6 protein-coding genes are annotated in these 13,860 nt (G+C 68.3%); 4 read left to right on the forward strand and 2 right to left on the reverse strand.

The genetic code is table 11. The features are described 5' to 3' along the window. The first annotated feature begins 19 nt into the window (after window positions 1-19). From WS69_RS19795 to WS69_RS31580, 4 genes are all read left to right on the forward strand, one after another. Complete coding sequence (locus tag WS69_RS19795) at window positions 20-2,497, forward strand: DUF2169 family type VI secretion system accessory protein (RefSeq protein WP_059472382.1); 2,478 nt, start codon at window positions 20-22, stop codon at window positions 2,495-2,497. Next, window positions 2,494-3,576: a pentapeptide repeat-containing protein gene (locus WS69_RS19800; protein ID WP_059472383.1), complete on the forward strand. Its 1,083-nt coding sequence runs from the start codon at window positions 2,494-2,496 to the stop codon at window positions 3,574-3,576. The genes WS69_RS19795 and WS69_RS19800 overlap by 4 nt, the downstream gene beginning before the upstream one ends. 180 nt (window positions 3,577-3,756) lie before the next feature. Then, on the forward strand, window positions 3,757-4,416 hold the full coding sequence (locus tag WS69_RS19805) for a DUF3540 domain-containing protein (protein ID WP_059472384.1): 660 nt from the start codon (window positions 3,757-3,759) through the stop codon (window positions 4,414-4,416). A gap of 12 nt (window positions 4,417-4,428) precedes the next feature. Further along, window positions 4,429-4,815 (forward strand): PAAR-like domain-containing protein, encoded by a 387-nt coding sequence (locus WS69_RS31580; RefSeq protein ID WP_082716328.1) that lies wholly within the window; start codon window positions 4,429-4,431, stop codon window positions 4,813-4,815. Window positions 4,816-5,039: 224 nt separating this feature from the next. Here WS69_RS31580 and pbpC read toward each other — a convergent pair whose 3' ends face one another. Together pbpC and WS69_RS19815 are read right to left on the reverse strand one after the other, a co-directional pair. Next, a complete protein-coding gene (gene pbpC, locus WS69_RS19810; RefSeq protein ID WP_059472385.1) occupies window positions 5,040-7,352 on the reverse strand; it encodes a penicillin-binding protein 1C in 2,313 nt (770 codons plus the stop codon). Window positions 7,353-7,359: 7 nt separating this feature from the next. Continuing rightward, a complete protein-coding gene (locus tag WS69_RS19815) occupies window positions 7,360-13,452 on the reverse strand; it encodes an alpha-2-macroglobulin family protein (RefSeq protein WP_059472386.1) in 6,093 nt (2,030 codons plus the stop codon). Window positions 13,453-13,860 lie beyond the last annotated feature (408 nt).

Consider the following 13,860-nt stretch of genomic DNA (forward strand, 5'->3'; position numbering starts at 1 on the left):
GCAAGCATCAGGTTGTCAAATGAAGATCATCAAACCATTCAGGATCAGTCCGTTGACCCGCCTCTATCGGATGCATGGAGAGGAACACCTTGGCGTTGCAGCGCTCATGGCCGCGACACTGGGCGACGATCCGCGACTGCTGACGGACTCGGAGCTCTGGGAACTGGCCGGCGACGAACTGGGCGGATACACGCTGGACATGGCGCTGCCGAAGGCGTGTCCGGAATTTCTCGTCTCCGGATATGCGTACGGAAAATATGCGGAAGAACCGGGCGGCGGGACATGCGAGGTCGGCATCCATATCGCCGGCATCGAGAAACGGCTGCGGGTATCCGGCGACCGGCAATGGGACGGCATGCGCGCCACCGCGCCGCGGCCTTTCGAGCGATTGGCGCTCGACTGGGCATTCGCATACGGCGGGGCGGGTTGCGAGGACAACCCGAAAGGCCGGGGCGCCGAGATGCAGCAGGGCGCCGTGCGTTATCTGCCGAACATCGAATACGCGCACAGCCCGATGCGCTTCCCGGACGAACGTCCCATGCCGGCGGGCTTCTGCCCGATCGACGCGCAGTGGCCACAGCGCGCCGGCCTGTACGGCGAACTCGACCGGCAATGGCTGGAGGAAGATTGTCCGGGTTTCCCGCGCACGCTCGATCCGCGCTACTTCAACATTGCGCCGGCGGATCAGCAATTGGCCGCGCTTTCCGAATTTCCGGACGGCGCGACCTACGAATTGATGCACCTGCATCCCGAACATGCATGGCTGACCGGACGCCTGCCTGCGCTGCGCGCCAGATCGTTCGTCATCCGTAACGGCAGCGATACGCCGGAAGAAATTCCGATGCGATTGACGACCGCGTGGTTCATTCCGCATCGCGAGCGCGTGGTGATGATCTATCACGGCGTCGCGACCATCCGGCAGTTCGACGCAAGCGACGTCCACACGTTGCTGTTCGGTGCGGATTCGAGCTGGCAGCCGAGGCCGGTCGAGTGGTATCGCCAGGTGATCGAGTGGCGCACGCGACACGAGAAGGCTGCGTTATATGCGCTGCGCGATCGGGATCTTTTGCCCGAGAGCTATTTGTCGTCCGAACTTCCGGCAATGTCCGGCGCGGTTTCGCAAAGCGCGAGACAACGGCTGCTGCGGGATCAGTTGAGCGTATTTCCGAACGCCGGCCAGGCGGAGGCGCCTCGTCTGGATCAACTGGTCGAGTTCGTCGAGCGCCAGGAAGCGTTGGCCGACGAGAAGCGCGCCGGCCTGGAGACAATGCGGCAGGATCTTTCGTCTAACGAAGCGTTTTCGGCGGCAGGGCGGCGTGGTCCGCCGGCCAGTACGGCTCCCCTTGAAGACGACGCTGCACGGGGGAGCCCGGCTTCGACCGATCCGCCGGCCACGCGGCAAACGCCGCACGATGCGGACAAGGACCTTCGTCAGCTGTACTTGCAATCGGCGCAACATCAAGATGCGCCGGCGCGGCTGGACGAGGCCGCGTCGAAGTCACGCCGCGAATTCGTCAACGCGGCCGTCGCGGCAGGACGATCGCTGGAGGGTGTCGACCTGACCGGCGCGGATCTTTCCGGGATGGATCTGCGGGGCGCACGGCTCGCCGACGCGCTGTTCGAAAACGCCGATCTGAGCGGCGCCGATCTGTCGGGCGCGATATTGACCCGCACAGTGCTGGTGCGTGCCAGCCTGAGGCAGACGGCCTTCAGCAACGCGGATTTGACGGGAGCGAACCTCTCTCTGGCGGATTGCGAACAGACGGATTTCTCCGGCGCCAACTTGAGCGATTGCATGCTCGAGCGTGTGAGCCTGCGCCGCTGCCGCTTCAATGGCGGCATCCTGGCGAACACCCGATTCGATGACTGCCGATTCCACGCCATCGATTTCAGTCAGGCCACGTTGCGCGGTCTGATCTTCATCGATCAATCCTTCGAGGACGTAGATTTCTCGGGCGCGACGATCCGCAAGATGCTGCTGATGAATTGCGCGCTCGTCAACGTGCGGTTTTCGGCGGCCAGCATCGAGGGATTCGGGATTCTCGAGGCGCAGGCGCAAGGGCAGCTTCGTTTCGATCGCGCGAACGTGGTCAAGGCGTGCTTTATCCAGCACTGCGACATGAGGCGCGCCAATTTTTCGTTCGCGATCCTGAGAGAAGTCAACTTTCGCGAAACGAATCTGGGAGAGGCCGATTTCAGCGGCGCGCGCATCGGCAACTGCGATTTTACCGACGCCGCCCTGCGGGCCGCCAACTTCCGTGGCGCGAAGGTGGAGGGGAGCGACTTCGTGCGCGCCGATTTCACCGGAGCCGATCTCCGGAGCACCGATCTCATCGCGGCCTGTCTGCGGGGCGCGACACTGGACGGTGCCGATTTGCGCCGGGCCAATCTGTTTCGCGCCAACCTCTCGCAAATCCTGACCGACGCCGATACCCGGTGGGAAGAGGCTTATCTCAACAAGGCGATGCGGTTCCCGCTGGCGGAGGCGCGCACATGAGAGCGAACGCGGAACAGTTGCGCGAGACGATCGGCCATGGTCACGCGGTCAGGGACGTCGTGATCGATTCGGAAAACCTGGACGGGCACGATTTCTCCGGGGGCGTGTTCGAGCACGTTCAATTTATCGACGTGTGCATGAAGCGCGTGCAACTCGTTGAAGCCGTTTTCAACGAATGCCTGTTTCGCGGGGTCGACATGCAGCACGCGGATTTGTCGAAATGCATATTCGAAAAATGCCATTTTGACGACGTTTCCTTTTCGGGAAGCAATCTTCAGGGGTGCACGATGAGCTCGACCCATGCCGTCGGCGCGGACTTTTACGGCGCGCACGCGAATGGCTTCAACTGCGTGAAGAGCGACCTGAGCGATTGCAGGTTTCATGACGCGCGTATCGAGTCCTCGGTGTTCTGCGAGACGCGGTTGGACCGTGCCGATTTCACCGGGGCCATCGTCGGCAAGACGATCTTCTACCAGCTCGATCTGAAACAGACGATTTTTGTCGATGCGACGTTCAATGACGCCGTCTTTGCCGAATCCAGTCTCGCCGGCCAGCGTTTGCGCGGCCAACGGATGCATCGCTGTCAGTTCGCCCGCGCGGATCTGAGCAGTGTCGACTTTACTGCCGCAAGCCTGGCGTACTGCAATTTCCAGGCAGCAAACCTGTCGGGGGCGCGACTGGACGAAATCGACGCGCCGTACGCTATTTTTTTCGAGGCCGAGGTGCGGGACGCCGTTTGCCGCGAGGCCGCGTTGCAGGACAGCATATGGGTTCAGGCGGACGTCAGGAATATCGACTTCACCGGCTCAACGCTGGACCGCGCCGTGCTTCAACATGCGCGATGCAATGGTTCGCGCTTTTCACGGACGAGTCTGAAGGGTTCCGATTTTTCCTACGCAGATCTGACCGAAGCCGCATTTGACGGAGCCGGCTTTGCCCGGACCGCGTTTCATGGCGCGACCGCGCCTGACATGGCGTGGCGCGACCATCCGGGCGCGCTGGATTGCGATCCGGAATTGTCGGATGCTCAAGCGTGGTCGCGGCAAAGGGATGAACGCGACCAGCGTAACCGCGATTGAGTGCTGGACGGATGTGGCGACGGGCCGGCGATGGCCTGCGCGGTTGCTTCGCCCGACTCGACGGTTTCCCTGGCGCCGCTTTCCGGCTCGCCGCTTAACGGATTAACGGCTTGACGGATGGGTCGGAACGTCTCGCGCCGGTCCATCTTTATTCAGTCATCCAGAATTGAAGGAAAGAAGATGAATTCAACGACAGCGGAATTTCATGCGAATCTTTCGCCCGATACGCTAGAGAAGGCGGCCACCGTGGTCGGCGTGCTGCCCGACGGCGTGTTCCTCGTGGCATGCGAAGGCGCGAAGGTGCGTTGCCGGCGCGCGTTCAGCTGTCTGGTCGAACCTCGGGCCGGCGACCGCGTCGCCATTTCCCGAGCGGACAGCCGATGCATTTACGTGACCTCGATCCTGGCGCGCCCGGACGCGGATGGCGTGCACATTCGCGTCCACGGCGACCTCGTGCTGGAATCGACGCAAAGCGTTCATTTGACGAGCGGCGATGCTCTTCGCCTGACGAGTCGCGAGCAAGTGTCGATAAAGACGGAGCGACTCGCGATGTCGGCGCAGGAGGCGTCGTTGTGTTCCGATAGAGCGACACTGGCCAGTGCGGAATTCCATGGCCGGCTCGGGAAGGTTCGACTGATCGGCAAGATACTGGAGATGGTGATGGACCACGTCGCGCAATCCTGCCGAAGCAGCTTCCGTACCGTGGAAACCGTCGAGCATCTGCGGGCCTCGCATATCGATCACGCCGCGACCGGGAACATGCGTCTGCACGCGAAGAATACCCTGCTCACGGCAGAGAAACTGTCGAAGATCGATGCTGGACAAATACACCTGGGTTAGGAGGAAGCGTCAATGGTCATGGTGAATTCAAGCGCGGGCGGCGACAACATTGCCACGAGCGTCAATCTCACCCCTCCCGCGGGTACGCCTGTCGCCTATTCCAACACGGCTCGGCGCGCAAGCGCCATACCGAACGTCTCCAACATCTACGTGGGCGGCGGCCCCATTCACAATGCCGCGACGACTATCCCGGGATCGAGTGGCGACGGCGGGGGGGCGATGGGCGGTGTGGCGTCGGGAACCGTGTCAGGGGCCTCCCGTAATCCCCAGGGGGCCACTAAAACGTTGGTTGCCGGCATGCCGACCACCCGCATGACCGACCCGACGCGGCAGAATACCGGCAATGCTGTCGGCTCGGGCAGTTCGCCCAGCCAGACGCGTGTCCTGAATCTGAGCTGACGAGGATCGACGGGCGGCGTGGCGTCACGCGCCTCCCGTCATTCCGAGGACGCAGCCAAAGCGGCGGTTGCCGGCGCGTCGACAAACGGCGCGACTGATCCGGCGCAGCGAAATGCCGGCAACGGCGTCCGCCAACGGGCTCGCCCGGTTGGCCGCTCGATCGGGCGCGATCGTCGGCGTACATCCTCCGGCGCGTGACGCGCAAACGACGCACCGCAACGCGGTCACTGTCGCGGATTCGCCGCCGTCTTCGCAAACGCGCCGCGCACCTCGAAGCCGATCGCATCCGCGACGTTGCCGCGCGCGTCGACGAGCTCGAGCCGGTGTGGTCCCGGCCACGGCATCCACGCCATCCGGTCGCCGTGTCCGATCACTTTGCCGTCGAGCCGCCACGAGAATCGCGCCGCGCGTCCCGCAACGCGCTCGAACCAGATGCGCTGATGCTTCGGCGGAATGTCCGGGTCGATCGCGAAGATCGTTCCGTCGGTCGGCGCGCCGATCGTGAGCGGCGCGCGCGGCCCGTCCTTGCCGGGCGTCACGGACGCGGCGAGCCGCACCGTATCGAGCGCGGTGCCGGCGAGAAACCACTCGCTGCGCGCGGGCTCGACATCGCGGTCGAACGCGATGCGCCGCTGCTCGACGCCCGCGGGCGGACGCGGTGCGCGGCTCGCGAGATTGCGGTGCAGGTAGCCGACGATCGCGGCCCATACGGGCGCCGCGCCCGTCACGCCCGACACGTCCCACATCGGCGAGCCATCCGCGTTGCCGACCCACACGCCGACCGTGTAGCGCGACGTGTAGCCGACAGCCCAGTTGTCGCGCATGTCCTTGCTGGTGCCGGTCTTGACGGCCGAGAAGAAGCGTGTCGCGAGCGGGCTGTCGAAGCCGAACGTGCGCACGCGGGCGTTGTTGTCGGCGAGGATGTCGGTGACGATGTAGCTCGCCGCCTCGCTGAACACGCGCGTGCCGGCGGCGGCGCGGGCGGGCGGCGCCGCCGGCTTGGAAGCAGTCGCCGCGGATACGGTCGACTTGGAAACCGCCGCCACGGAAACCGCCGCTGGCGCGGGCACATCGACGGTCGCGCGCGCGACGCCGCCGTTCGCGAGCGCGCGATATGCGTCGGCGAGCGACAGCAGCGTGACGTCGGCGCTGCCGAGCGCGAGGCTGAAGCCGTAGTAATCGCCCTCCTCGGCGAGCGGCAGCCCGAGCGCGGTGAGCGTGCGGGCGAAGCGGTGCGGCGTCACGAGCACGAGCGTGCGCACGGCCGGCACGTTGAGCGAGCCGCCGAGCGCGGTGCGCACGCTGACCCAGCCCTTGAAGTGCTTGTCGTAGTTCTGCGGGATGTACAGGCCGCCGCCGGTGGCGAGGTCGATCGGCGCGTCGTCGAGCAGCGACGCGGCGGTCAGCCGCTTCTCGTCGATCGCCTGCGCGTAGAGGAACGGCTTGAGCGTCGAGCCGGCCTGGCGCGGCGCGAGCACCGCGTCGACGTCGCGCGCGCTCGACAGCGCGCCGGACGAGCCGACCCACGCGCGAATCTCGCCGCTTGCGTTGTCGATCACGACGACCGCGCCGTCCTGCACGTTGCGTCGATGGGCGGGCGCGTCGAGCTCGGCCAGCGCGCGCGTGAGCGTGTCGCGCGCGAAACGCTGCAGCGGGGCGTCGAGCGTCGAACGGACGCGTGCGCCCGCACCCGGCTTGACTTCGGCGGCGACGCGCCGCGCGAAATGCGGCGCGAGCGCGTCGTCGTCGCGCGCGGCGTTCGACGGGCCCGAAGTCACGAACCGCACGTATCCGTCGAGCGGCGCGCACGGCTGCGCGGCGCGCATGTCGCGCAGAATCCGGCATGCGCGCTCGGCGACCTTGGCGGCGGATGCGTTGGGCGCGCGCACGAGCGCGGCCGCGACCGCCGACTCGCGGACGTCGAGCCCGGACGGCGCCTTGCCGAAGAGCGCATGCGACATCGCGTCGAGCCCGACGGTCTCGCCGCGGAACGGCACGAGGTTCAGGTATGCCTCGAGGATCTGGTCTTTGCGCCAGCTGCGTTCGAGCCGCAGCGCGTTCATCGCCTGCACGGCCTTCTGCGGCAGCGAGCGCTGGCCCGAGCGGCGCGGCGCGTCGCTCAGGAGGCCGGCGAGTTGCATCGTCACCGTCGATGCGCCGCGGGTGCGCTCGTTCCACAGGTTGCCCCACGCGGCGCCCGCGATGCCGCGCCAGTCGACGCCGCTATGCGCGTAGAAGCGCTTGTCCTCGGACACGACGATCGCTTCGCGAAACGCGGGCGATACGTCGGCGAGCGCGATCCAGTCGCCGCGCCGCTCGGCGAGGTCGACGCGCGTGCGCGCGAGCGGCGTGCCGTCGCGCGCGAGCAGCACCCAGTCGGAACTGAGCCAGTCGCGCCGCACGTCGTCGTAGCTCGGCAGCGCGTGCGCGACGAGCGGCACCGCGAGGATCGCCGCGACGAGCGCGCGGCGCGCGGCGGGCAGCACGCGCGGTCGCGGCGCGGGTCGCGAAGCGGACGGCGCTGCGAACCCGTTCATCGCCCGCTCACGGCTTGCCCGCATCGGCCGGCTTGACCGTGACCGGCGGATTCGGCCACAGCCCGTATACGGACGGCGCGTACAGCGCTTCGACTCGCGTGGGCGGCAGCCCGAACGTGCCGACGTTGTTCAGGCGCACTGTGTACTCGACCGTGAATTTGCCCTTCGGCAGGTAGTCGTAGTACGCGCGATAGCCGTCGAAGTCGCGCTCGACGAATGCGGGCCATGCGGCGTCGGGCGACTTCTCGCCTTGCGTCGCGGCTTCGGAATCGCGGCCGAGGCCGGAGCCGAGGATCGTCGCGCCGGACGGGATCGGATCGTTGACGACGACCCACGTCATGTCGCTTTGCGCATCGATGTCGATGCGCACGCGCAGCACGTCGCCGCGCGTGAGCGCGCCCTTGACCGCGGGCGACACCGGCGTGACGGTCTTCGCGATCCGGTAGCCGGCGGCGAACGGCGCGCGCAGCGGCGCCGCGGCGAGGCTCTCGATCGTCGCCCATGGCCGGCCGCTGCCTTCCTGCACGACGGAGAGCGTGCCCGGCGCGCGTGCGGCGCGCGGCCACGGCAGCATCACGCTGCGCGCGGCGGCGGACCGCGTCGCGGCGGTCGATATCGCGGTCGTCGATGCTGCCGCGGTCGATATCGCGGCGGTCGACGCCGCGACGGCCGTTGCCGGGGCAGCCGTTGCCGCGCCCGCCGCGGCTGCCGGCTGCGACCACGCGATCGAGCGCGCGTCGGCGCCGAGCGTCACCTTCGTCGTGCCGGTCACGGGCGCGCGCTCGTAGGCGCGCGAGAAGCGCTCGACCGCAAGCAGGCCGAGCGCGTTCGCGGTCGTCGTCTGCCATGCGCCGTTGCGTTGCAGCGCGAGCAAGCCGGCCGTCACGCGCGGCATCTCGTTCTTCCAGCCCGCGTCGCCCGCGAACTCGAGCGCGAGCCGCGCGGCGTTGGTCTCGTTGCTCGTCATCAGCCACCACAGATCGTCGTCGCGCGCAGTCGAGAACACGAGCTGCGTGCCCTGGTACGTGAGCCGCGCACGCAGGATCTGTTCGGCCTGCGCGCGCTTCTCGTCGCGTTGCGGGATGTCCTTCACGCGCGAGAGGATCGCGTGATAGTCGATGACGGCCGACGTCGGCCACTGATTCGGCGCGATCTCGATCGAGCCGAGCATCCGGCCTTGCGCGGCGCCGTAGCGCGACAGCGCCTCGATCGCCGCGAGCTTGCGCAGGTCGCGGTCCTGGCGCGGCGCCCATGTGTCGCGCTCGATCCGGCCTTCGACGAAGCGCGCGAGTCCGGATTCGAGCTGCGTGCGCACGTCCTCCGGCAGCGCGAAGCGCGAATCGAGGCGGCCCGCCTCGTCGGCGAGGACGAGCAGGTACGCGGACAGCGGCGGGCTGCCTTGATGCGCATCGTCGGACGACGGCGGGAAGTAGCTCGCGAGTCCGTCGCGATCGAGGTAGACCGGCATCCGCGCGGTCAGCGCCTGCCATTGCGCCGGATCGCGCAGGCCGATCGCGCGCGACGCCTGCTGTTCGAGACAGCGGTACGGATAGCGCTCGAACCAGCGCTGCACGCCCGGCAGGCCGTCGGCGAGCTTCGACTGCAGCGACACGGCGATGCCGCCGCGCGGCGCGCCCTGCGCGTTGGCCGCCGCGCCGGCGGGCGGCGCGACGGGCAGGGTCAGCGTGCCGTCGACTTGCGCGAGCGTCGCCTGCTGGACCGTCACGGGCAGCGCGGGCACGACCTTCTGCGTGACCGCGAGCGCATCGGCCGCGCGCTTGCCGCCTTGCTCGGCCGCTTCGATGCGCCAGCTCAACGCGCCCGCCGCGTCGATCGCCTGCTCCGGCACGGTGACGGTCCACGCGATTTCCCGCGCGGCATCGGGCGCGAGCGAGACGGTCTGCGGCGCGACGTCGACGCCCGGCACGCGCGGCGTCACGACGACGTCCATCTTGCGATCCGTCGCATTGCGCACCGTGACCTGCGCGCGGAACGCATCGCCTTCGCGGACGAGCGGCGGCAGGCCGGAGATCAGCTGCAGGTCCTGCGCGCTGCGGATCGTCGCGCTGCCGGTGCCGAAGCGGTCGGCGCCCGTCGCCGCGATCGCGACGATCCGAAAGCGCGTCAGCGCATCGTTGAGCGGCACGTCGACGGTCGCGCTGCCGTTCGCGTCGAGCGCGACGCGCGGGTTCCACAGCAGCAGCGTGTCGAACAGCTCGCGCGTCGGCGCCATTCCGCCGCCGCCGCCCGCCGGCACCGCCTTGCGGCCGAAGTGGCGGCGGCCGACGATCTCCATTTGCGCGGTCGCGGTCTCGACGCCGTAGGCGCGACGCTGCAGCATTGCGTCGAGCAGATCCCAGCTCCGGTTCGGCATCAGTTCGAGCAGCGCTTCGTCGACCGCGGCGAGCGCGATCTGCGTGCCGGCCGGGGCGGGCCGTCCGTCCGGCTGCGTGACCTTCACGCGCACGTGCGCGTGGCCGCGCACCGGGTAGCGGGCCGCGTCGGTCGTCACAGCGACGCCGAGCTTGTGCGCGCCCGTGCCGACCTTGATCTCGCCGAGACCGTAGCGGAACGCCGGCTTCGACAGGTCGACGAGCGCGGTCGGCGCTTCGTAGCGGCGTCCTTCGCGCCAGAACGCGCGCGCCCATTCGAGCGGCGCCTTCCAGCCCCACGTGAAGAACGAGTACCACGGCACCTCGCGCAGCCGGCCGCGCAGTGCGAGCACCGACACGTAGACGTTCGGCCCCCACGTGTCGCCGACCTTGAGATCGACGGCCGGATTCTTGCCGTTCAGCTCGACGACGCGCGTCTCCATCACGCCGCCGCGCTCGACGGCGACGAGCGCGGTCGCGTAACGGAACGGCATCCGCACCTGGAAGCGGGCCGTTTCGCCCGGCTCATAGGCGGTCTTTTCCGGAATGACGTCGATCCGATCGGTGTTGTCGCCGCCGAACCAGAGCTCGTCGTCGCGCGTGACCCACACGGACGTCGATGCATTCGATGTGCGGCCGCCGCCATCCTTCGCGACGGCGATCAACTGCACGTTGCCGGCCTGCGCGAGCGTTGCGTCGCACGACAGGCGGCCTTGCGCGTCGGTCTTGCCGGAGCACAGCACGCCGAGGTCGTGCGTATCGTGCTTGTTGTCGTACGCATAGAAGCCGCCGACCATCCGCTTGCGCGACGACGTCGTCACGCGCGCGACACCCTTGATCTCGACCGCCGCCGACGCGCGCGGCTTGCCCTGCAGATCGACGACGAGCGCCTGCACCGGCACGCGCTGGCCGACCGACACCCAGTGGCCCGCCTTGATGCCCGCGACGACCGCGGCCGGCCATAGCATCGCGTCGCCGCGAATGGTCTGGACCTCGCCGTTCGGATCGGCGAACGTCGCTTCGAGCGCGATGCGCTTCGGCGCGTCGACGGCGGGCAGGCCCTTCAGCGTCAGCGAGCCGGAGCCCGTGCGATCGAGCGTCAGCGGGATCTTGTCGGCGATCAGCTTCGTCGCGTCGGGATCGTTGCCGCGCGACGCGCTGTCGTCGTCCTGCATGTCGTCGTCGACCATGCCGCCGTCGGTCTCGGGGCGGTACGGCGTGAAGCTGAAATCGGCGTACTGCTCGGTGAACGGCGGTGCGGCGCTTTGCAGTAACGCCGACACCTGCACTGGCAGGTTCGACGCGCCGCCGCCCGACACGTAGTCGATCTGCACCGCGAGCGGCGCTTCCTCCGCGCCGACGAGCGGGCTCGTCTTCGCGTCGCGCGCGCCGATCGAGCCTTTGAAGACGGGCAGCCGGAACGCCTCGACGCGGAAGCTGCCGCCGTAGTAGCTGGCGCTCGGTGCGTCCTCGTCGCCGTCTTCGAGCTCGACGCTGTATTCGCCGAGCTTCGCGGCGGCGGGCAGCGTGAAGCGCGTGTCCGCGCTGTGATCGGCGGCCCACGCGAGCGGCACGCGATACGTCTGGCCGCTGCCGAGATGGCGGATCGTCGCGCGCGCCGGGTAGTGCGCGGGGAACGCGAGACCCTGCAGCGTCTCCTCGCGCACGAAGTGCTTCATCGATACCGTCTCGCCCGCGCGCACCAGCGTGCGGTCGAACACGGTGTGCGCGCGCACGGTCGGCGTGCGGCTCGTGTCGGTCGGCACGTTGAAGCGCCACGACTCGATGCCGCGATTCCAGCTCGAACGCACGAATGCCATGTCGGGGCCGGTCTTCGGATCGTCGACGCGGGCCGACACGAAGTAGTCGCCGTCGCCCTTCGAATAGTCGCATTCGCGCTTCGGCTCGAACGGCGTGTCGATCGCGAGCAGCCCGTGCGCGTCGGTCCTGCCGGCGGCGATCTCGTCGCCGTTGCAGTCGGACACGCGCACCTGCGCGTTAGGCACGGGCTTGCCCCTGTCGAGCGTCGTCACCCATACGACGCTGTTCTCGCGCCCCTGCTTCAGGTGCACGCCGAGATTGGTGACGAGCACGGCGGTGCGCACGTACATCTTCGACGGCTTCGCGAGCAGCGAGCGGCCGAGCGCCGGCGACGCGAGCTCGAGCACGTAGAAGCCGGGCTTGTCGATCGGCACGCCGACGACCTCGAACGGACGCAGCGCTTTCGGGTCGGCCTTCGGCAGCGTCAGCGTCTGAACGCCGGGCTCGCCCGCGAGCAGCGACAGCGAGCGAATGTCGATCTGCCGATGCTGCGGTTTCGGCTGCCGCTCGCCTGCCGCGAGCGGCACGTAGACGGGATGCTGATCGCGCGCGAGCAGGCCGGGGCGAAGCTTGTCGATTGATTCGACGGTCATCGCGCGGCCGTCGAAGCGATCGACGAGCCGCATCCACGCGCGGATCGCCGCGTCGTTCTCGACCTTCAGGTTCGCGAACTGCGCGCCGCCCGTATTGAGGCCCGCGACGTGCAGATCGGCCTCGACGTTGCGCAGCGTGACGGGTATGAGCGCGGGCGCACCCGGTTCGGCGAAGCGCTCGACAATGCCGAACGTGCCCGACGAGAATTTCGCGAGCGGCGGCATCGGCGCAGTGCGCGTCGCGAGCGGGAACAGGTCGGCGTTGGACAGCGTGCGCCCGGTGACGTCGCGCAGGCCGGACGGCAGATCGAGCGTCAACGCGGCCTGAGCGGGCAGCGGCGCGGCGAACTGGACGTTCGTGACTTCCTCCGAGCGGTCGTCGGGCTTGAAGAACGGCTCGATTGCGCCGTCCGGGCCGCGCAGCCGGATCTTTTCGGCGGACTGACGCGCGATCGGCGCGTTGAACGACAGGGTCAGCGGGCGCAGCGGCGTACAAGGCGCCTTCGCGTTCTCGCGTTCGCACGAGAAGCTCGCGGCGAACGGCGCGCGAACGGTGTAGTCGAAGCGCCGTTCGGTGTCGTTCGCGATGCCGCTCGGGCTCGCGACGCCCTTGCCGTAGACAAGCTGCATCTTCGCGCTCGCGGGCAGCGCCTGCGCGCACGACAGCGTCAGCACGCGCGCGGCGTCCTTTTTCCAGCGGAAATGATCGAGCAGCGCGGCGCGCGTCGATGCTTCGGCGAGCGTGACGGGAATGCGGTTGCCGATGCCGGCCGCCTCGCACCAGATGTTCGCGAGCGCCGAGCGTTCGTCGGCCGGGCCGTTCAGCTTGATGACGAAGACCTGCCGCTCCTCGATCTCGCGCGAGCCCGGCCGCACGGACACGGGAAACGGGCCGCCCGTCTCGAACGCGAAGCGGCGCGGGCCGGTCACGGCGTGGCCGGCGACCGAGCGAAGTGCGTCGTTGAGCGAGACCGTGCAACGCACGCCGGGCGGCAGGTCGCTCTCGAAGTCGTAGACCCACGTCTTGTCGTCGAGCCAGTGTCCCTGGCCGCGGCCGGCCGCGGAATCGGTACAGGCGACGCGCGCCGGGTCCGGCGCGGACGCCGAGCCGAACGCGACCATCGCTTCGTTGAACTTGACGACGGCCTGCCGCACTTCGGCGACGGTGCCTTGCGGCGACACGCTCGTCGTGCGCGCCGCATCGGCCTGCAGCGACAGCGCGGCGACGGCGCCGAGCGTCGCGACCGCGCCGATGCGCCACAGCAGCCGGGCGGCCGTTCGGTTCGGTGTGTTGTGCTTGTCGTCGTGTTTCATCGCTCGATTGCTCTCGGAGGGAAGCTTTCGGTTTGATCGCACGCGATTCTAACCGACCGGTACGAGCGGAAATGGCCGGCGGTGAACGGCTCGGGGCTGGGGGAAGGCTCGCATGATCGAGCGCGCGGGACGATCGACGGGACGGGCGAGAGGCTCGCTGACGCAGCCGATGGACGATACGCTGAAGAAGTCGTCCGGCAGCCGATGCAAGCGAGGCAGTGCGCGGTGCATGAGGCGTTCGGGGATCGATCCATCGCGCTGGCGCGATCGCGCGCGGATGCCGAATCGCGATGCGCGGCGGCATCGCGTTCGACGAGGCGAGCGAGGCAGATCGATTCGTGCGACGTCGCGAGCGAGGTTGCGGCCGGCGACTGCATCGATCGATGGCCTGCCCGTTTCGATAAACGA

Origin of the sequence: Burkholderia sp. BDU5 (assembly GCF_001522845.1) — a bacterium.
In the GTDB taxonomy this organism is placed as follows: domain Bacteria; phylum Pseudomonadota; class Gammaproteobacteria; order Burkholderiales; family Burkholderiaceae; genus Burkholderia; species Burkholderia mayonis.